The organism is Erwinia sp. GW821-FHT03D09 (assembly GCF_059420805.1).
Window position 1 is genome coordinate 39,629 of the sequence record NZ_JBWKUK010000007.1, and the last position, 19,077, is coordinate 58,705.

At 56.1% G+C, this 19,077-nt stretch carries 18 protein-coding genes and 1 pseudogene; 16 read left to right on the forward strand and 3 right to left on the reverse strand.

Annotated elements, in window-relative coordinates; all coding sequences use genetic code 11:
• Window positions 1-202: 202 nt before the first annotated feature.
• The 5 genes from malK to ubiA all read left to right on the forward strand — a co-directional run bounded on the left by malK (window position 203) and on the right by ubiA (window position 5,221).
• Window positions 203-1,333, forward strand: a complete 1,131-nt coding sequence (gene malK, locus AC07U6_RS08315) for a maltose/maltodextrin ABC transporter ATP-binding protein MalK (RefSeq protein WP_494764140.1) — start codon at window positions 203-205, stop codon at window positions 1,331-1,333.
• Window positions 1,334-1,349: 16 nt separating this feature from the next.
• A complete protein-coding gene (locus AC07U6_RS08320) occupies window positions 1,350-2,633 on the forward strand; it encodes a maltoporin (protein WP_105592308.1) in 1,284 nt (427 codons plus the stop codon).
• Between the two features lie 101 nt (window positions 2,634-2,734).
• On the forward strand, window positions 2,735-3,658 hold the full coding sequence (malM, locus tag AC07U6_RS08325; RefSeq protein ID WP_494764139.1) for a maltose operon protein MalM: 924 nt from the start codon (window positions 2,735-2,737) through the stop codon (window positions 3,656-3,658).
• Between the two features lie 167 nt (window positions 3,659-3,825).
• Window positions 3,826-4,353 (forward strand): chorismate lyase, encoded by a 528-nt coding sequence (gene ubiC / locus AC07U6_RS08330; RefSeq protein WP_494764138.1) that lies wholly within the window; start codon window positions 3,826-3,828, stop codon window positions 4,351-4,353.
• A gap of 19 nt (window positions 4,354-4,372) precedes the next feature.
• Window positions 4,373-5,221 (forward strand): 4-hydroxybenzoate octaprenyltransferase, encoded by an 849-nt coding sequence (gene ubiA, locus AC07U6_RS08335; protein WP_494764137.1) that lies wholly within the window; start codon window positions 4,373-4,375, stop codon window positions 5,219-5,221.
• A gap of 71 nt (window positions 5,222-5,292) precedes the next feature.
• Here the strand turns inward: ubiA and plsB are convergent, their stop codons facing one another.
• Window positions 5,293-7,716, reverse strand: a complete 2,424-nt coding sequence (gene plsB, locus AC07U6_RS08340) for a glycerol-3-phosphate 1-O-acyltransferase PlsB (RefSeq protein WP_494764576.1) — start codon at window positions 7,714-7,716, stop codon at window positions 5,293-5,295.
• A gap of 128 nt (window positions 7,717-7,844) precedes the next feature.
• On the opposite strand from plsB, the gene AC07U6_RS08345 reads away from it, so the two are divergent.
• The 4 genes from AC07U6_RS08345 to AC07U6_RS08360 all read left to right on the forward strand — a co-directional run bounded on the left by AC07U6_RS08345 (window position 7,845) and on the right by AC07U6_RS08360 (window position 10,793).
• A complete protein-coding gene (locus AC07U6_RS08345) occupies window positions 7,845-8,213 on the forward strand; it encodes a diacylglycerol kinase (RefSeq protein ID WP_494764136.1) in 369 nt (122 codons plus the stop codon).
• A 107-nt stretch (window positions 8,214-8,320) separates the two neighbouring features.
• Window positions 8,321-8,929 (forward strand): transcriptional repressor LexA, encoded by a 609-nt coding sequence (gene lexA / locus AC07U6_RS08350; RefSeq protein ID WP_494764135.1) that lies wholly within the window; start codon window positions 8,321-8,323, stop codon window positions 8,927-8,929.
• A gap of 80 nt (window positions 8,930-9,009) precedes the next feature.
• A complete protein-coding gene (dinF, locus tag AC07U6_RS08355) occupies window positions 9,010-10,338 on the forward strand; it encodes an MATE family efflux transporter DinF (protein ID WP_494764134.1) in 1,329 nt (442 codons plus the stop codon).
• Between the two features lie 245 nt (window positions 10,339-10,583).
• Window positions 10,584-10,793, forward strand: coding sequence for a CsbD family protein (locus tag AC07U6_RS08360; protein WP_123332006.1), 210 nt, complete (start codon window positions 10,584-10,586; stop codon window positions 10,791-10,793).
• Window positions 10,794-11,015: 222 nt separating this feature from the next.
• Here the strand turns inward: AC07U6_RS08360 and zur are convergent, their stop codons facing one another.
• Window positions 11,016-11,525 carry a zinc uptake transcriptional repressor Zur gene (gene zur, locus AC07U6_RS08365; protein ID WP_494764575.1) on the reverse strand — a complete coding sequence of 170 codons (510 nt, stop codon included), beginning with the start codon at window positions 11,523-11,525 and terminating at the stop codon, window positions 11,016-11,018.
• A gap of 203 nt (window positions 11,526-11,728) precedes the next feature.
• Here zur and AC07U6_RS08370 point away from each other — a divergent pair.
• The 3 genes and pseudogenes from AC07U6_RS08370 to pspG all read left to right on the forward strand — a co-directional run.
• Window positions 11,729-11,950, forward strand: a pseudogene (locus AC07U6_RS08370) (helix-turn-helix domain-containing protein); the annotation flags it as partial.
• 188 nt (window positions 11,951-12,138) lie between these two features.
• A complete protein-coding gene (dusA, locus tag AC07U6_RS08375) occupies window positions 12,139-13,188 on the forward strand; it encodes a tRNA dihydrouridine(20/20a) synthase DusA (protein WP_494764133.1) in 1,050 nt (349 codons plus the stop codon).
• Window positions 13,189-13,325: 137 nt separating this feature from the next.
• Complete coding sequence (gene pspG, locus AC07U6_RS08380; protein ID WP_494764132.1) at window positions 13,326-13,556, forward strand: envelope stress response protein PspG; 231 nt, start codon at window positions 13,326-13,328, stop codon at window positions 13,554-13,556.
• Between the two features lie 223 nt (window positions 13,557-13,779).
• Here the strand turns inward: pspG and AC07U6_RS08385 are convergent, their stop codons facing one another.
• On the reverse strand, window positions 13,780-14,760 hold the full coding sequence (locus AC07U6_RS08385) for a quinone oxidoreductase (protein WP_494764131.1): 981 nt from the start codon (window positions 14,758-14,760) through the stop codon (window positions 13,780-13,782).
• Window positions 14,761-14,858: 98 nt separating this feature from the next.
• Between AC07U6_RS08385 and dnaB the strand changes: the two genes are divergently transcribed.
• The 4 genes from dnaB (at window position 14,859) to AC07U6_RS08405 (ending at window position 19,044) form a co-directional block, all read left to right on the forward strand.
• Window positions 14,859-16,274, forward strand: a complete 1,416-nt coding sequence (gene dnaB, locus AC07U6_RS08390; protein ID WP_494764130.1) for a replicative DNA helicase — start codon at window positions 14,859-14,861, stop codon at window positions 16,272-16,274.
• Window positions 16,275-16,426: 152 nt separating this feature from the next.
• Entirely contained in the window at window positions 16,427-16,891 is a 465-nt protein-coding gene (locus AC07U6_RS08395; RefSeq protein ID WP_494764129.1) for an Lrp/AsnC family transcriptional regulator, read from the forward strand.
• Between the two features lie 267 nt (window positions 16,892-17,158).
• The gene (locus AC07U6_RS08400) at window positions 17,159-17,776 is read left to right on the forward strand and encodes a YitT family protein (RefSeq protein ID WP_494764128.1); all 618 of its coding nucleotides are present in this window, start codon (window positions 17,159-17,161) and stop codon (window positions 17,774-17,776) included.
• Between the two features lie 74 nt (window positions 17,777-17,850).
• Window positions 17,851-19,044, forward strand: a complete 1,194-nt coding sequence (locus AC07U6_RS08405) for an amino acid aminotransferase (RefSeq protein WP_494764127.1) — start codon at window positions 17,851-17,853, stop codon at window positions 19,042-19,044.
• The last annotated feature ends 33 nt before the right edge of the window (window positions 19,045-19,077 follow it).

A 19,077-nucleotide genomic window follows, 5' to 3' on the forward strand; every position in this document is an offset into this window, starting at 1 on the left:
CTGCGTTCCCGGCCACAAAAAACAGCCGTTATTTTTGCCAGTGCCGTCACGAAATTCGCCCGCCGACCCGATGGCTGATGGCGGGGGCGTTTTTCTCATCCTCCTTTCTCCTCCCCCATAAAAAATCCAGCGGTGGATGAGTTAGCTTTCCGCGCGCTGCCGCACACTCCGGCCATCAACAGTCAGTGGACGGGAGAAGCGGATGGCCAGCGTGGTGCTGAATAATGTCACCAAAGCATGGGGTGACGTGGTGGTATCAGATGCGATTGACCTGACGATTGCCGAAGGGGAGTTCGTGGTGTTCGTGGGGCCATCAGGCTGCGGAAAATCAACGCTGCTGCGCATGATTGCCGGGCTGGAAGAGATCACATTGGGCGAGCTGCTCATTGGCGATCGCCGGATGAATGACGTCCCTCCTGCCGGTCGCGGTGTCGGCATGGTGTTTCAGTCCTACGCCCTCTATCCCCATCTTACCGTGGCGGAAAATATGTCCTTTGGCCTGAAGCTGGCCGGCGTGGCGAGAGCGGAAATTCAGCAGCGGGTCAATAAGGTGGCCGAGGTGCTGCAGCTGGCCCACCTGCTGGACAGACAGCCGAAGGCCCTCTCAGGCGGCCAGCGCCAGCGCGTGGCGATTGGCCGTACGCTGGTAGCGGAACCACAGGTCTTTTTACTTGATGAACCGCTGTCCAACCTGGATGCCGCACTGCGCGTTCAGATGCGCATCGAGATCTCCCGACTGCACAAGCGCCTTCAGCGCACGATGATTTACGTCACCCACGATCAGGTTGAGGCGATGACCCTCGCCGACAAAATCGTGGTGCTGGAAGGGGGGCGCATAGCTCAGGTCGGTAAACCGCTTGAGCTTTACCACTATCCCGCTAACCGCTTTGTCGCCGGTTTTATCGGCTCGCCAAAGATGAATTTTCTGCCGGTCAAAGTCACCGCCACCGCTATCGATCAGGTGCAGGTGGAGCTGCCGAATCGCCAGAAGATCTGGCTGCCGGTAGACAGCGCTGACGTCCAGCCCGGTAGCAATATGTCGCTCGGTATTCGCCCCGAGCACCTGCTGCCCAGCGAGGTTGCCGACGTCAGTCTTTCCGGCGTGGTGCAGGTTGTCGAACAGCTTGGCCACGAAACCCAGATCCATATCCAGATCCCCGCCCTGCGTCAGAACCTGGTCTACCGCCAGAATGACGTGGTGCTGGTAGAAGAAGGTGCCCATTACGCCATCGGCCTGCCGCCGCAGCGCTGCCATCTTTTCCGTGAAGATGGGAGCGCCTGTCGTCGGCTGCAACAGGAACCGGGTGTAGAAGCACTCCAGCTAAAGCAGTGATAACAGGAGCACAATAATGATTAAGCTGAAATATCCTCTGGCAGTGGCCATTGCGATGGCCATCTCCGGCCAGGCGGCAGCGGTTGATTTTAAAGGCTATGCGCGTTCGGGTATCGGCTGGACCGGTAGCGGCGGCGAGCAGCAGTGTTTTCAGGCTACCGGTGCCAACAGCAAATACCGTCTGGGTAACGAATGTGAAACCTATGCGGAGCTGAAACTGGGTCAGGAACTGTGGAAAGAGGGTGACAAGAGCTTCTACTTCGATACCAACCTGGCGTATGCCGTCTCACAGCGTTCAGATTTCGAAAGCGTTGACCCGGGCTTTCGTGAGGTGAACATTCAGGGTAAAAACCTGATCGACTGGCTGCCAGGATCGACCCTGTGGGCCGGTAAGCGCTTCTACCAGCGTCATGATGTTCACATGATCGACTTCTACTACTGGGACATCTCCGGTCCGGGTGCAGGTGTGGAAAACATCGATCTGGGCGCAGGTAAACTGTCCATGGCGGTGACCCGCAACGGTGAAGCGGGCGGCTCCTACGGCTTTATCGATAACCAGCAGAAACAGGTTCCGACGGTTAACGACACCTTCGACGTGCGCGTGGCCGAGCTGAACGTGAACCCGGGCGGCGTACTGGAACTGGGCGTGGACTACGGTCGTGCCAACGTGCAGGACGGTTATTCTCTGGCGGACGGCGCTACCAAAGATGGCTGGATGCTGACCGGCGAGCACACCCAGACTATCTATAACGGCTACAACAAATTTGTCGTGCAATACGCCACCGATGCGCTGACCTCGCAGCGTAACGGCCGCTCAGAAGGTTCGAGCATCGATAACAACGGCCATATGATTCGCGTGATCGACCACGGTGCGCTGGACTTTAACGACAAGTGGGGCCTGATGTACGTTGCCATGTTCCAGGATCTGGATCGCGACAATAAAAACGGCACCACCTGGTACACCGCGGGTGTGCGCCCGATGTACAAATGGACGCCGATCATGAGCACCCTGCTGGAAGTGGGCTACGACAACGTGAAGTCGCAGGAAACCGGCGAGCGCAACAGTCAGTATAAAGTGACCCTGGCCCAGCAGTGGCAGGCCGGTGACAGCATCTGGTCGCGCCCGGCGATCCGCGTATTTGCTACCTACGCGAAGTGGGATGAAAAGTGGGGCTACGCCACCTCTGACGATACCGGATACACCTCCGGCACCGCCTACAGCGATACCAGCGCTAAAACCTTCAGCCGCGGTAACGACGACGAAGTCAGCTTCGGCGTACAGATGGAAGCCTGGTGGTAACAGCCAGTCGCGGGTGGGCCAGCTCAGGCCCACCCGTCTCTCTTAAGCCCCGAAACTGCATTGCCTGGCGGGATCGGGGTAGCCCGTTCAAGGAACATAAAATGAAAAAAAATCTGCTGTCACTGTGCCTGATTGCGGGACTGACTTCCGCATCAATCCTGCCCGCTACGGCGGCAACCTTTACTTCACCACAGAATACGGCGGTGGCCCCGGCCATTCCGGCTTCTGCACTCCAGCGCCTCTCCTGGCTGCCGGTCACGCCACCTGCCAGTAACGACATTGCGCTGAACGCTTCCTCCCAGAGCCTGAACCAGGGCGAAATTACCGGTCCGGTTGCGGCCGTGACCCTGCCAGCCGACCGCGGCTCGCTGGAAATTACCCTCACCAGCGTGGTGAAAGATCGCCGCGTCTATGTACCTAATGTCCTGGTGCTGGACGAACAAATGCGCCCGGCCGCCTTCTATCCCGGCAGCTACTTCCCGTATCAGAAACCCGGCGTTGTCTCGCAGGACCGGCTGGAAGGGACGCTGAAGCTAACGCCGGCACTGGGGCAAAAACAAATTTACCTGCTGGTGTATACCACCCGTCAGGATCTCACCACCACGACTCAGCTGAAAAACCCGGCGAAGGCCTATGCTGAAGGCGTGGGTAACGCCGTGCCGTCCATTCCCGATCCCGTTGCCGCTCACGTGAGCGACGGCCAGATTACGCTGAAGGTGAAAGCGGAGCAGGGCAGCGGCAACGTGATGATAGGCCAGGTGTTTAACCAGCCGCAGCCGCAACCGGTGGTGGTTGGCAGTACGACTGCACCGGCAGCGGTAGCTGCTGCGCCTGCACCAGCGGTTCCGGCGGCGAAAGCGGAACCGATGCTCAGCGACACCGAAACCTACTTCAACCAGGGCATCCGCCAGGCGGTGAAGGCGGGGGATATCGACAAAGCACTGCGTCTGATGAATGAAGCCGAGCGTCTGGGCTCCACATCGGCGCGGCAAACCTTTATCAGCAGTGTGAAAGGCAAGGGATAACATCCCCATATTGCTGGGCTGGCTCCATGACTGGTGCGCCGTGCGGCGCACCTTTTTTCCGTCCTTCTGTGCTACCCATAAATTTCTGCGTAATTGCCCCGCTTTGATAGGTTTGGCTCTGGTGTCTGCGTTACACTCTGCTTCTGAATTTTTTGCGGAGAAGTGCTATGGCTGAGAACGCGCTGCCGCTATTGCGCGCTATCGACTGGCTACCCGAATCATCGTCCCTGTTAACCGCTTCCCTGCTCGACTGGCTGATGGAAGAAGACTCGATGACCCGGCGTTTTGAACGCCATTGCCAGCAGGTGACCGTAAACCTGCTGCGTGAAGGATTTATTGCCGCGCAGGAGGCCGGAAGTGATGCTGAACTGCTGCCCGCAGACAGCCGTTTCTGGCTGAGGGAAATCGAGCTGTGCGGCGATGGCATTCCCTGGCTGGTGGCGAGAACGCTGGTGCCGGAATCAACCCTGATTGGCCCGGAGCAGAAGCTGCAGCAGCTGGGTACCGTGCCCCTCGGGCGCTATCTGTTTACCAGCTCGACCTTAACCCGCGATTTTATTGACGTTGGCCGCAGCGGTAATCTGTGGGGGCGGCGCTCGCGCCTGCGCCTGTCGGATAAACCACTGCTGCTGACGGAACTCTTTTTACCGGCATCTCCCCTGTATGCCCATCCGAACACTGAGGAGAATCAGTAGCGTGGAGACCAGTCTGCAAATGAGTAAGCTTTCTGCCTATATCCGCCTGATGCGGGTTGATAAACCGATTGGCACGCTGCTGCTGCTGTGGCCGACGCTGTGGGCGCTGTGGCTGGCCGGAATGAAGGTGCCGCCGCTTAACGTGCTGATTGTCTTCGTGCTGGGCGTGATTTTTATGCGTGCGGCAGGCTGCGTGGTCAATGATTTTGCCGACCGTAAAATCGACGGCCATGTTAAACGCACCCGGCAACGTCCGCTGCCGAGCGGCGCGGTCACCAGCGGTGAGGCAAAAGTGCTTTTCGTCAGCCTGGTGCTGATCTCCTTCCTGCTGGTGCTGACCATGAACAGCATGACCATCTGGTTGTCACTGGGCGGGCTGCTGCTGGCGTGGATGTATCCGTTTATGAAGCGCTACACGCATCTGCCACAGGTGGTGCTGGGCGCGGCCTTCGGCTGGGCTATTCCGATGGGCTGGGCGGCGGTAAACGAAACCCTGCCGTTAACCTGCTGGCTGTTGTTCCTGGCCAATATCTGCTGGACGGTGGCCTACGACACGCAGTATGCGATGGTTGACCGCGACGACGATCTGAAGATTGGCGTGAAATCAACGGCGATTCTGTTTGGCCGCCAGGACAAGCTGATTATCGGGCTGCTGCAGCTGGCGACCCTTGCCCTGCTGGCGCTCACCGGCTGGCTGAGTGGTTTAGGCGGCATCTTCTATTGGGGGCTGTTACTCGCTGCTGTATTATTTATCCATCAGCAGAAATTGATTGCCGACCGCCAGCGTGAGAAGTGCTTCCAGGCATTCCTGAACAATAACTATGTCGGACTGGTGCTGTTTGTCGGTATTGCACTGAGCATCTGGTAGCAGAAGAAATAATAGAAAAGGGGCAACCTTGCGGTCTGCCCCTTCTTTTTTGCCTAAACCAGCGGGTTTTATCAGTCGTGTGCGACGGCACTCTCAATCGTCATGCGCACATCCTGCGTCACCAGATCTGCCAGCAGCTGGTAGACCTTCTGGGTCTGCTCAACCTGTGCATCACCGGAATCACTGATGTAGCCTTCATCGCGCAGCGTCAGTACCAGCGAAGTGAACACGGCTTTATCGAAGAACTCCGGGGCATTGATGCCGTGCAGCACCGACAGGCGCTGAGCCATGGTACGGCTCTCTTTTTCCAGCGTACCGCGGTTAATCGCCGGGTTAGCACTGAGAATTGAGAAGGTAATGGCATAACGCTGCAGGGTTTCACGCACGCCGGCAGCCAACACCTGTAGCGTACGGAAGCGGCCCGGGGTCAGATGCAGGCTGCTCTCTTCGGCCAGCAGCAGTCCCTGACGCGCCATTTCGGCGACCAGCGCATCCAGTACCGCAGGCAGCTCGCTGATTTCCCAGCGCAGGAACAGCTCACTCTTCAGCATCGGATAAACCACGCTGACCTGGCGCAGCAGCTCCTCGCGGCTCAGTTCGCGATGCTGTATCAGAATGGCGGCGATCAGCGACGGCATCACCAGCATGTGGTGAATGTTATTGCGATAGTAGGTCATCAGAACCGCCTGCTCGCGCGGCAGAATGACGATCTCACCGATACTGTCCTGCTCCAGCTCAAACTTGTTCATGCCAAGTGCATGTTCCAGCAGGGCTTCAGCGCTGACATCCGGCACCGTAGAGTCTCTGGAGTAGGGCACGTTGCGCAGCAGCTGTAGGTAACAATCCAGTTGTTCAGTCAGCTGCTCGCGGGTCATAGAGCGCTGGCGCGATGCCAGCAGCGCCGTAACACACAGGTTAATGGCGTTCGCCGCACCGGCATTGTTAATGCGCACCATCACTTTCTGCGCAATATCGTTGACCGCCGGAGTCAGCCACGCCGGGCGCTGGGCTTCGATAGGATCGATAGAGTCGCGCCATTCCGGTACGCGCTGGTTCAGATAGGTCACCAGCGGCAGAGGTTCACCAAAGTTGACGTAGCCCTGGCCGAGGTTGCGTAGTTTACGCAGCCCGCGAACCATCGACATAAAGCCTTCTTTTTCTTTGGTCGCACCGCGCAGCTCTTTCGCGTAGGTCCCCACTTCCATCACGTGTTCATAGCCGATGTAGATCGGCACCAGCGTGATCGGGCGATTACCGCCGCGCAGCATCGCCTGAATGGTCATCGACAATGTGCCGGTTTTCGGATCGAGCAGGCGTCCGGTGCGCGAACGGCCACCTTCCACAAAGTACTCAACCGAATAGCCGCGGGTAAACAGTTCACCCAGGTACTCACGGAACACCGTGGAGTAGAGCTTGTTACCCTTAAAGGTACGACGGATAAAGAAGGCACCCAGGCGGCGGAAAATCGGGCCGGCAGGCCAGAAGTTCAGATTGATCCCGGCAGCAATATGCGGCGGCACCAGCCCCTGGTGGTAAAGCACGTAGGAGAGCAGCAGGTAGTCCATATGGCTGCGGTGGCAGGGCACATAGACAATCTCGTGACCATCCTGCGCCAGCTGGCGCACGCGCTCGCCGCCGCTAACGTTCAGGCCCTGATACAGCTTGCTCCAGGTCCAACCCATCACGCGATCGGTCAGGCGAATAGCCTCATAGGAGAAGTTCGCCGCAATCTCTTCCATCAGCTCAACGGCGTTTTGCTGAGCCTTTTCGTGGGAAATTTTCTTGCTGCGCGCTTCATCTTCCACCGCTTTGGCGATGGCTTTGGACTGCAGGAGCTTATTGAACAGATCCTGACGCACCGGCAGACGCGGGCCGACGGCGGCCAGCCGCTGACGGGCGAAGTGCATACGCGCCACGCGCGCCAGCTTCTGCGCGATGGTTTTATCGGTACCGTGCTCGGTCGCCATGCGGCGCAGAGAAACGATAGGCGAGAAACGCACAAAGCTGTCGCGACCCAGCCAGATCACCGCAAAGAACTTCTGAATGCCGTTCAGCACCCGCAGATGCGGCTGCTCGACACCCTGTACTTCGCGCCCAGGCGCACGGCCAAACATCACCGATACCGGCACCATCTGTACATCCAGATCGGGATGATTACGGTGCAGGTCCAGATAGTCATGGAACAGCTTAACCGACTCAAGGTTTGGTACGAAATAGGGGAACACGCGCGGACCGTCATGGATAAACACATAGCGGGGCAGCATGGTGCCGTCGATCTCCAGCGGATGCAACGGATCGGGGAGATCCTGTTTGCGGCATTGTTCGCGCAGGGCAAGGAGATCGGCCTTTGAATCATAAGGCAGCACATACATAATAGGGCGAGAAGTATCAAGCCCAAGCTCGGCAACCGGTTCGGCCGGGATTGCCTTACTTTTTACCAGGAATTTCACTGGCAGATTCAACAGTTTGTAATATAAATTACGCCAACCTGACATAGACAACATGAAGCCTCTTGTTAGCAAAGCGCCGCAAGCATACCAGAAAGCGCTAACAGAATCTGTGGTATTGCAAAATGTGCTACACCCTCTCATTGACGTTAAACTTCCCAAAGGGTTCCCTGATTATGGCAAATAACGCCACCGGATTGACTCGAATTGTAAAAGCAGCGGGCTATTCCTGGAAAGGTATACGTGCTGCCTGGCAACATGAAGCGGCATTCCGCCAGGAAGCCATCGCCGCCATTATCGCCATCCTGATCGCCTGCTGGCTGGATGTTGACGCCGTCACCCGCGTGCTGCTGATCGGCTCTGTGGTGATGGTGATTATCGTCGAAATCCTTAACAGCGCCATTGAGGCGGTAGTAGACCGTATCGGCAGTGAAATTCATCCGCTGGCCGGGCGTGCCAAAGATATGGGCTCCGCCGCCGTATTATTAAGTATAATATTGGCAGTTTTTGTGTGGGCAATGCTCTTGATCGCACATTTGCGATAGGTTTTCCGAAATTCAACAAACTGCTGTTTTTTAGCCAGCTTTGGGTTTTCAACGCGCAAATACCTGTATATACTGACAGTTGACTGTATAAACAACCAGGGGGCGGGATGAAAGCACTAACGGCACGGCAGCAGCAGGTTTACGACCTGATTCGCGACCACATTAACCAGACCGGCATGCCGCCGACGCGGGCAGAAATTGCCTCGCAGCTTGGCTTCCGTTCCCCCAATGCTGCTGAAGAACACCTGAAAGCGCTGGCCAGGAAAGGCGTGATTGAGATCGTTTCCGGTGCATCACGCGGCATTCGTCTGATGATGGAAGAAGCAGAGGGGCTGCCGCTGATTGGCCGCGTTGCCGCCGGTGAGCCGCTGCTGGCCGAGCAGCATATCGAAGGTCACTACTCGGTGGACCCGGAACTGTTCAAACCCAATGCGGACTTCCTGCTGCGCGTTAGCGGCATGTCGATGAAAGATATCGGCATCATGGACGGCGATCTGCTGGCGGTGCACAAAACGGAAGACGTGCGTAATGGCCAGGTTGTTGTGGCGCGTATTGATGACGAAGTTACCGTTAAGCGCCTGAAAAAACAGGGTAACATCGTTCACCTGCTGCCGGAAAACAGCGAGTTTCAGCCGATCGTTGTCGATCTGCGCCAGCAGACGCTGACTATTGAAGGTCTGGCCGTCGGTGTTATCCGCAACGGCAACTGGCTGTAATTCCCTGGTAAACCTGACGCGTTGCCCTCTGCGGCGCGTTTTGCGATCCTTCGTCTCTCCCTGCTTCCGGTTGGAAAATAATGCGACTGCTGACGGTTGCCGATAAAAATCTCTGGCGGCTGGCGCTGCCGATGATCCTCTCCAATATTACCGTGCCACTGCTCGGGCTGGTGGATACCGCCGTTATTGGCCATCTCGATAGCCCGACCTACCTCGGCGGCGTGGCGATTGGCACCACCATTACCAGCTTCCTGTTCATGCTGCTGCTGTTTTTGCGCATGAGCACCACCGGGCTGACCGCACAGGCTTTCGGTGCGAACGACAAGCCCGCACTGGCGCGAGCATTAATGCAGCCGCTGCTGCTGGCGCTGCTGGCAGGTTTCACCTTTATTCTGCTGAAAGCGCCGTTGACTCATCTGGCGCTGGGGCTGACCGGCGGCAGTAAAGACGTGCTGCATCAGGCCGATCTGTTTATGCAGATCCGCTGGCTCAGCGCGCCCGCCACGCTGGCGAACCTGGTTCTGCTCGGCTGGCTGCTTGGCGTGCAGTATGCCCGTGCGCCGGTGATCCTGCTGGTGGTGGGCAACCTGGTGAATATCCTGCTGGATCTGTGGTTTGTTATCGGCCTGAAGTGGGGCGTGCAGGGCGCCGCTGCCGCGACGGCTATCGCTGAATACGTCAGCCTGCTCGTGGGCCTGCTGCTGGTGTGGCGTGCGATGGTGATGCGTGGCCTGTCGCTGCGTCTGCTGCTGAGTGCATGGCGCGGTAATCTGGCCCGCCTGCTGAGGCTGAACCGCGACATTATGCTGCGTTCGCTGCTGTTGCAGGTGTGCTTTGCCTCACTGACGATCTTCGGTGCCCGGCTCGGTAGCGATATTGTTGCCGTCAATGCGGTTCTGCTGATGTTTCTGACCTTCACCGCCTATGCGCTGGATGGTTTCGCCTATGCGGTGGAAGCCTGCTCGGGTGAAGCCTTTGGCGCGGGAAACAGCCGACAGCTGCTCAGCGTCTGGCACGCGGCCTGCCGCCAGTCCGGCGTTGTGGCGCTGGCGTTCTCGTTGATTTATGCCTTCGGCGGTGAGCATATTGTGGCGCTACTGACCTCTCTGGAGCCTCTGCGGGAACTGGCCGATCGCTATTTATGGTGGCAGGTGGTGATGCCGCTGGCTGGCGTAGGCTGCTATCTACTGGACGGCATGTTTATCGGTGCCACCCGCGCCAGCGAAATGCGTAACAGCATGGTGGTGGCCGCAGCGGGCTTTGGGCTGACGCTGTTTACCGTTCCGCTGCTGGGCAATCACGGTTTGTGGCTGGCGGTAACGGTATTCCTGCTGCTGCGCGGTATCAGCCTGTGGTTTATCTGGCAGCGGCACTGGCGAAACGGCACCTGGTTTACCCTGTCGCGCTGACGGAAATATTTGCTTACTTCTCCCTGAACAACGGCCAGCTTGCTGAACGGGCTGGTTTTTTTTGATTTCTAGCGTTGGATTTCAGGCTTTGAAGGCACTCAGATTGGCCTGTGCGCAGCACCTTCCGAAATTTGCACTATAATTATCTGTAATTTCGGCGTTTAGTCAGATAATTATCTGGTTATTGAGCGGAGTGACGAATAGAAATATTCCAGACCAGTAATCTCAGCCAGAAGGCGTCTGTTATGAACAATGATGAAATCAGCGGCAACTGGAAGCAGTTTAAAGGGAAAGTGAAAGAGCAATGGGGCAAGCTTACCGATGACGACCTGACGGTTGTGGAAGGTAAACGCGACCAGCTGGTCGGTAAAATTCAGGAACGCTATGGTTACCAGAAAGACCAGGCCGAAAAGGAACTCAGCGACTGGGAAAGCCGCAACAATCATCGCTGGTAATGATATGTATTCAGGATGAAGCTCCTACCCCCTGGCACAAGGAACGTGCCACCAAAGCGCTTCAACTACTGCCACTGTTAAATCTTTACCCCCGCCGAGCTCTACCACCCGCTGAATCAACACTGTTTTTAGCCCACGTAACATCGTTAGCGCATATCAGTTTCGTTGACGCAGACTGAATATCCGTCTTGCGGGATTTTCGCTTCCGCAGACAGACTATCCTCAACGCCCGCGTTTTTTGCCCTGCACGCTGTGATCGTGGTCACAGGCATCCTGATGGGTACAGGCTTCCACTTCGCTGCATCGCTGGCATAAACCATGCGCCTCAATCACGCTATGGGCGAGGGTAAAACCGGTTTTCTGCGCCAGCTTTTTAAGGATTTCTTCAACGCCATCCGCATGCTGCTCGGCCACCGAACCGCAGCGATCGCAGATCAGCATCGCAGAAGTGTGCGACGGTTCTTCGAAATGATGGCAAACAACGTAGCTGTTGGTGGATTCCACGCGGTGAATAAAACCCTGCTCCAGCAGGAAATCCAATGCACGATAAACGGTAGGGGGCTTGGCCTGAGGTTCCGATGCCCGCAGTAAATCCAGCAAATCGTAGGCGCTAATTGAAGCGTTGTGCTCAGTCATCAGGCGCAATACTTCCATACGCTGCGGGGTCAGCCGCACGCTGCGCTGCTGACAAATCACTTCCGCCTGCGACAGGATTCTTTCGGCACTGGTAATATTCATCGTTTTCCCTCAGGCATGATCAAGATGTTATTTTATCACGTCTGCCACAAAACGCCGAATTTGCCGTCGCTTCGTGTTTTCCGGGACACCTTCCAGAAAAATAAAATGGATCATTAAAAATGTACCATGTACACCTTATTTGATTGATAATTGTACTGCTCCCGAATGGCCTGTTCAGCAGGAATCATTAACTTCAGCCAGCTCTGGAACATATTCATACTTTTAGTGAAATTGATGTCAGAGCAATACGCGAGGCGACCGGTTTGAGGCAGCAGGATTTTGCCGTAGCTGTGGGTGTCAGCTATGGCCTGGTCAAAAGTTGGGAAACGAAACGGCGTCAGCCAACCGGCGCGCCAAGAAAGTTACTGTTATTGCTACAGGCTAACCCATTTATCATTGATCGGCTGAAAGTCATCTGAGTCCCGATTATGAGCTTGTAAAGAAGGCACATACGCAGATATACACGGGGTTGAAAGCACAATCATCAGGCCGTTTCACGACTGTTTTAATAAAAGAAGCGACAAGGCTAGATTTGCGCCTCTGCTCACTGAACCTGCACTGTGCTATAGTAGGACATGTTTTATCCATTCTCCTCCAAAGAATTTAAATGCATCAGAATCAAGAATCACAATCCATGTCTCTGCACATCGATAACGCCGATGAGTTGGAAAAATTCCCTGCACATCGCTTCTCCATCGCTCCGATGCTTGACTGGACCGATCGCCACTGCCGCTACTTCCATCGCCAGCTGACCCGTCAGAGTCTGCTCTATACCGAAATGGTCACCACCGGGGCGATTATTCACGGTAAGGGTGATTATCTGGCCTACAGCCAGGAGGAGCAGCCGGTTGCACTTCAGCTGGGCGGCAGCGATCCGGCCGCGCTGGCGCAGTGCGCGAAGCTGGCGGAAGAGCGTGGCTATAACGAAGTGAACCTTAACGTCGGCTGCCCTTCTGATCGCGTGCAAAACGGTCGCTTCGGTGCCTGCCTGATGGGCGAAGCGCAGCTGGTTGCCGACTGCATTAAAGCGATGCGCGACGTGGTTTCGATTCCGGTTACGGTGAAAACCCGCATCGGCATCGACGACCAGGACAGCTATGAATTTCTCTGCGACTTTATCCGTAAGGTATCGGAAGAAGGTGGTTGTGAGACGTTTATTATTCACGCGCGTAAAGCCTGGCTCTTCGGCCTCAGCCCGAAAGAGAACCGCGAAATCCCGCCGTTAGACTACGATCGCGTTTACCAGCTAAAGCGTGATTTCCCACATCTGACGATGTCGTTAAACGGCGGCGTGAAATCACTGGAAGAGGCGAAAATCCATCTGCAGCACCTGGACGGCGTGATGATGGGGCGTGAAGCCTACCAAAACCCGGGCCTGCTGGCCCACGTTGACGGCGAGCTGTTTGGCAGCACGCAGCCGGTTGCCGATACGGTTGCAGTGGTGCGGGCAATGTATCCGTACATTGAGCGCGAACTGGCTGCGGGCACCTACCTTGGTCACGTGACCCGCCATATGCTTGGCCTGTTCCAGGGCATTCCCGGCGCGCGTCAGTGGCGTCGCTACCTCAGTGAAAATGCGCACAAAGCGGGTGCGGGCGTTGACGTCGTTGAGCAGGCGCTGTCGCTGGTTGCTGATAAGATCGTGGTTAACGCTTAACCAGACATTGATTAAATTGACCAGGTTTTTTTAAGCCTGGTCAATCATTTCTCATATTTTTCAATGAATTATCTCTTGTCCCTATATGGCACGCTTCTTGTAATACCTCTCCCAGTGATTATTGATGGGAGAGTGTCATGATTGAGATCCTGTTTGTGCTCGGTTTCTTTCTAATGTTAATGCTGACCGGCATTTCCCTGTTGGGGATTGTGGCGGCATTGATCGTCGCAACGCTGGTAATGTTTGTCGGCGGGCTGTTCGCGATTGTGATTAAATTGTTGCCGTGGCTGCTGCTGGCGATCGCTGCGGTGTGGGTATATCGCGCTTATATTAAACTGCCCGACGGTGGTAGAAACCGCTTATCCTGATGATTTCAATAGGTTGTGATTGCGCTACAGAAACTAATGCGCTCTGGATCACATCGTGAAAAATTATTCAGAGCAATTCGCAATTAAACATATTTTTTGCTTATAAATTCTGTCAGGATGGCTGGATTGAAACAAAGCGTATTCATCGCCGCTGACCCTACACCCAGCGCGAACTAAAAAAAGAAAGAAACAAATGGGGCCTCCGCAAGGAGGCCCCATTTGTTTATGGGATTAGCAGGCTCGAACCCTGAGTCAGGCGGCTTTCCAAAGCCTGATGTGCCTGGCGGGCATCCACCAGCGCAAACTTCTGCGACTCCGGCACATCGACTTTAATCGCGCCGCTGGCCAGCAGAGAGAACAGTTCGTTACTGGCCTGGGTCAGCGCATCGCGGGTGGTGATATAGCCGTAGAGCGAAGGGCGGGTGACATACAGCGAACCTTTCTGATTCAGAACAGCCAGATCCACCCCGGTCACCGGGCCGGAGGCGTTGCCAAAGCTGACCATCAGCCCGCGCCTTTGCAGGCAGTCGAGCGATGCTTCCCAGGTATCTTTGCCGACCGAGTCATACACTACGCGCAGTTTTTTCCCCTCGGTCAGCTCACTGACGCGTTCGGCAATATTCTCTTCGCGATAGTTAATGGTGGCCCATGCACCGGCATCTTTCGCCCGCTGCGCTTTTTCCGCAGAGCCCACGGTACCGATCAGATGCGCGCCCAGCGCCTTCGCCCACTGACAGGCAATCAGTCCAACGCCACCGGCGGCGGCATGGAACAGGAAGCGCTCGTCGGGCTGCACCACGTAGGTCTGGCGCAGCAGATAATAAACCGTCAGGCCCTTAAGAAATGAGGCGGCGGCCTGCTCAAAAGAAATCACATCGGGCAGCAGCGCCACCCGGTCCACCGCCACATTGTGTAGCTCGCTGTAGGCGCCCAGCGTTGCCTGAGCGTAAACCACGCGGTCGCCCGGCTTCAGCGCCGTCACGCCAGGCCCCACGCGCCTCACTATCCCGGCGGCCTCGCTGCCCAGCCCGGTCGGGAGCGATGCGGGATACAGACCACTGCGCACATAGGTATCAATGTAGTTAATCCCTATCGCCTTATTCTCAATCTGCACTTCACCGACCAGCGGATCGGTGGGATCGAAATCGATCGCCTGCATCACCTCAGGCCCGCCGTGCTGGCTGATTTGTATACGTTTTGCCATGTTCACTCCGTGGGTTCGGACTTAAAGCAGGAGGACGGCAGCGGTGCAAACGAGTATACTTACGCGTCCCCCCACACGATTTTTGGTAGCACATCACTATGGCAGGAAATAAACCCACCAACAAATCCTTCGAAAACCGAGAGCCGCGCGATCGCCAGATGGAAGGTCTGAAGCTGCCCCCGCACTCGCTGGAAGCTGAGCAGTCGGTGTTGGGCGGTTTAATGCTGGATAACGAACGCTGGGATAACGTCTCTGAACGCGTGGTGGCGCAGGACTTCTTTAGCCGTCCGCACCGCATGATCTTTGCGGAAATGCAGCGCCTGCTGGAAATGGGTAAACCCATTGACCTGATTACGCTCTCCGAATCGATGGAAACCAAAGGCGAGCTGAGCATGGTAGGCGGCTTTGCCTATCTTGCCGAACTGTCGAAAAACACGCCAAGTGCAGCGAATATCGGTGCCTATGCCGACATCGTGCGCGAACGTGCGGTAGTGCGCGAGATGATCTCGGTAGCCAATGAGATCGCCGATGCGGGCTACGATCCGCAGGGGCGCAGCAGTGAAGATCTGCTCGATCTGGCGGAATCCCGCGTATTCCAGATCGCTGAAAACCGCGCCAACAAAGATGAAGGGCCGAAAAGCGTCGATCAGATCCTCGAAGCCACCATCAGCCGTATTGAATCGCTGTACCAGACGCCGCACGATGGCGTGACCGGCGTGGATACCGGCTATCAGGACCTCAACAAAAAGACCGCCGGGCTTCAGCGCTCGGATCTGATTATCGTTGCTGCGCGTCCGTCGATGGGTAAAACCACCTTTGCGATGAACCTGTGCGAAAACGCCGCGATGCTGCAGGATAAACCGGTGCTGATTTTCAGCCTCGAGATGCCCGGCGAGCAGATCATGATGCGTATGCTGGCCTCGCTGTCGCGCGTGGATCAGACCAAAATTCGTACCGGCCAGCTCGATGATGAGGACTGGGCGCGTATTTCCAGCACTATGGGTATTCTGCTGGAAAAGAAGAACATGTTTATTGATGACTCATCCGGCCTGACCCCGACCGAAGTGCGTTCCCGCGCCCGCCGTATCTTCCGCGAGCACGGTGGCCTCAGCCTGATTATGATCGACTACCTGCAGCTGATGCGCGTGCCTGCGCTGTCGGATAACCGTACGCTGGAAATTGCTGAAATCTCCCGCTCGTTAAAGGCGCTGGCGAAAGAGCTACAGGTGCCGGTGGTGGCGCTGTCGCAGCTTAACCGATCGCTGGAGCAGCGTGCGGATAAGCGCCCGGTCAACTCCGATCTGCGTGAATCTGGCTCCATCGAGCAGGATGCTGACCTGATTATGTTTATTTACCGCGATGAGGTGTATCACGAAAACAGTGACCTCAAAGGCGTGGCCGAAATCATCCTCGGTAAACAGCGTAACGGCCCTATCGGTACGGTGCGTCTGACCTTTAACGGCCAGTGGTCGCGTTTCGATAACTACGCCGGTCCGCAGTACGACGACGAATAATATCAAAGTGAAACAGGCGGCTCCGCGTTGGGCCGCACTTCCTTCCCGGTTCGATCTCCGTTTCATCCCCCGCAAAAAATAGTGTTGGACAACACGACAAAAAATACGGTTATCTGTCAGTAAGCTGTCCCCTGAACCGGTATGGAATGACGATGACCCAGATCGATGATTTTGATTTTAAGATACTGACTTTACTGGAAAGCAACGGGCGTCTGACCAACCAGGAACTGAGTGACCTGGTCGGATTATCTGCTTCTCAGTGCTCCCGCCGGCGCATCAATCTTGAACAGGCGGGCCTGATCCTCGGTTATCACGCACGGCTGTCGCCAGACGCGGTGGGCATGGGGGTGATTGGCCTGATTGAAGTGCGCCTGATCAACCATACCCAGGAGTACGTTGACAGCTTCCACCGCATGGTGGCGGAGCAGTCGGCGATTGTAGACGCCTACAAAACAACCGGCGATGCCGACTATGTGCTGAAGGTGGCGGTGGCCGATCTTGCGGGGTTAAGTGCGCTGATTAGCCAGCTGGTGGCCGGGCATAAAAGCGTCGCGCATGTGAAAACCTCGGTGGTGCTGAATCGCCTGAAAGAGAACGGCATGCTGGCGCAGGTGTGAGTACAATGCGCCAAAATAGTGCATTGTATGCACTGTTTTCGTGCATCTGCATCATTGCTGATGCGTGAACTGTGCGAATAAACCATGAAATATGCGTAAAATGACGACATAAATCGAATTTTACGCACGAAATGTAAAATTAAAGCGCATTTTATTCAACGGGTTAATTTTTCGGGATGATTCAGAGGGCTTTACACACTCTGAGCTGGTGCGATTTTTGCTAACTATCAGGCAGATAATCGCACAACTTAGCCCCCGAGAAACAAGATGGATAACGTCGTAGAACAACCCGTAAAAATCCCCCATACCCTGGTCGAAGATATTATGGCGATCGTGCTGGGTACGCTGATGGTCTCATTTGGCGTCACGTTGATGAAGCAGGCCGGGGCGTTGACCGGTGGCACGGCGGGGATCGCCTTCCTGATTAGCTACATCACCAAAAGTACCTTTGGCCTGGCCTTTTTTGCCATCAACCTGCCGTTTTACTGGCTGGCGGTGAAACGTATGGGCTGGGCATTCACCCTTAAAACCTTCTGTGCGGTCGGCCTGGTGTCGCTGTTCTCCCAGCTGCACCCGATGTTTATTCATTTTGCGGCGCTGGACCCATTTTATGCGACATTGTTCGGTAACGTAGTGACGGGTATTGGGTCTATAGTGTTATTCCGCCACAAGGCCAGCCTCGGGGGCATCAACACCCTCGCGCTGTGGCTACAGGATCGCTACGGTATCCGCGCCGGCAAACTGCAAATGGGTGTCGATACCTGTGTAGTGCTGGCTTCGCTGTTTGTGGTCAGCCGCGAGATGCTGGTGGCTTCAATTATCGGCGCGCTGATCCTGAACCTGATTATTGCCATGAACCATCGCCCGGGCCGTTACTTCGTGTAATATCCTCTGGATGACTATGTGACGCGGGGTTAACCGTCGTCAGAATGACTGATTATTAAATGGAGATCTGCACCGTGTTTCAAAATGTTGATGCCTATGCTGGCGATCCAATTCTCACCCTGATGGAAACCTTCAAGCAGGACGATCGTGCGCACAAGGTCAATCTGAGCATCGGCCTGTATTACGACGCACAGGGTGCAATTCCGCAGATGGATGCCGTGGCCAAAGCGGAAGCCCTGCTGAACGCGAAGCCGCAGATGGCGTCACTGTATCTGCCGATGGAAGGCCTGCCGCCTTACCGTAGCGCGGTTACTCCGCTGCTGTTTGGCGCGGAACATCCGGTGCTGAAAGCGGGCCGTATTGCCACCATTCAGACGCTGGGCGGTTCCGGTGCATTGAAAGTGGGTGCTGACTTCCTTAAACACTACTTCCCGAATTCACAGGTCTGGGTCAGCGATCCAACCTGGGAAAACCACGTGGCTATTTTTGCCGGTGCCGGCTTCACGGTGAACACCTACCCGTGGTATGACCCGGAAACCAACGGCGTGAAATTTGCTGCGCTGCTGGAAAAACTGAACACCCTGCCTGCACAGAGCATCGTGCTGCTGCATCCGTGCTGCCACAACCCGACCGGTGCGGATCTGAATAACGACCAGTGGGATAAAGTGACCGAAGTGCTGAAAGCACGCGAGCTGATCCCGTTCCTCGACATCGCCTACCAGGGTTTTGGCGGCGGCATGGAAGAAGATGCCTACGCCATCCGCGCCATCGCCGCTGCGGGCTTGCCTGCGCTGGTCAGCAACTCCTTCTCGAAAATCTTCTCGCTGTACGGTGAGCGCGTCGGCGGTCTGTCAATCGTCTGTGACGATGCGGAAGAAGCTTCCCGCGTGCTGGGCCAGCTGAAAGCGACCGTGCGCCGCAACTACTCCAGCCCGCCAAACTTCGGTGCGCAGGTGGTTTCCTGCGTGCTGAACGATGTCGATCTGAAAGCCAACTGGCTGGCGGAAGTGGAAGCGATGCGCGTGCGCATCCAGGAAATGCGCCAGACGCTGGTGGACGTGCTGGGCGAAGCCGTGCCGGGTAAAAACTTCGACTACCTGCTGAAGCAGCGCGGTATGTTCAGCTACACCGGGCTGAGCGCGGCGCAGGTTGATCGCCTGCGCAACGAGTTCGGCGTTTACCTGATCGCCAGCGGCCGTATCTGCATCGCCGGTCTGAACCACAACAATGTGCGTCAGGTGGCTGAAGCTATCGCTGCGGTAATCTGATGTTCTGCTGGCCGGGAACTCCCGGCCAGCTAT

Excerpts from the sequence above, each read along its gene's own strand:
- malK (WP_494764140.1), top strand. The coding sequence starts at position 203 with ATGGCCAGCGTGGTGCTGAATAATGTCACCAAAGCATGGGGTGACGTG.
- AC07U6_RS08320 (WP_105592308.1), top strand. The coding sequence starts at position 1,350 with ATGATTAAGCTGAAATATCCTCTGGCAGTGGCCATTGCGATGGCCATC.
- malM (WP_494764139.1), top strand. The coding sequence starts at position 2,735 with ATGAAAAAAAATCTGCTGTCACTGTGCCTGATTGCGGGACTGACTTCC.
- ubiC (WP_494764138.1), top strand. The coding sequence starts at position 3,826 with ATGGCTGAGAACGCGCTGCCGCTATTGCGCGCTATCGACTGGCTACCC.
- ubiA (WP_494764137.1), top strand. The coding sequence starts at position 4,373 with ATGAGTAAGCTTTCTGCCTATATCCGCCTGATGCGGGTTGATAAACCG.
- plsB (WP_494764576.1), bottom strand. The coding sequence starts at position 7,716 with ATGTCAGGTTGGCGTAATTTATATTACAAACTGTTGAATCTGCCAGTG.
- AC07U6_RS08345 (WP_494764136.1), top strand. The coding sequence starts at position 7,845 with ATGGCAAATAACGCCACCGGATTGACTCGAATTGTAAAAGCAGCGGGC.
- lexA (WP_494764135.1), top strand. The coding sequence starts at position 8,321 with ATGAAAGCACTAACGGCACGGCAGCAGCAGGTTTACGACCTGATTCGC.
- dinF (WP_494764134.1), top strand. The coding sequence starts at position 9,010 with ATGCGACTGCTGACGGTTGCCGATAAAAATCTCTGGCGGCTGGCGCTG.
- AC07U6_RS08360 (WP_123332006.1), top strand. The coding sequence starts at position 10,584 with ATGAACAATGATGAAATCAGCGGCAACTGGAAGCAGTTTAAAGGGAAA.
- dusA (WP_494764133.1), top strand. The coding sequence starts at position 12,139 with ATGCATCAGAATCAAGAATCACAATCCATGTCTCTGCACATCGATAAC.
- pspG (WP_494764132.1), top strand. The coding sequence starts at position 13,326 with ATGATTGAGATCCTGTTTGTGCTCGGTTTCTTTCTAATGTTAATGCTG.
- AC07U6_RS08385 (WP_494764131.1), bottom strand. The coding sequence starts at position 14,760 with ATGGCAAAACGTATACAAATCAGCCAGCACGGCGGGCCTGAGGTGATG.
- dnaB (WP_494764130.1), top strand. The coding sequence starts at position 14,859 with ATGGCAGGAAATAAACCCACCAACAAATCCTTCGAAAACCGAGAGCCG.
- AC07U6_RS08395 (WP_494764129.1), top strand. The coding sequence starts at position 16,427 with ATGACCCAGATCGATGATTTTGATTTTAAGATACTGACTTTACTGGAA.
- AC07U6_RS08400 (WP_494764128.1), top strand. The coding sequence starts at position 17,159 with ATGGATAACGTCGTAGAACAACCCGTAAAAATCCCCCATACCCTGGTC.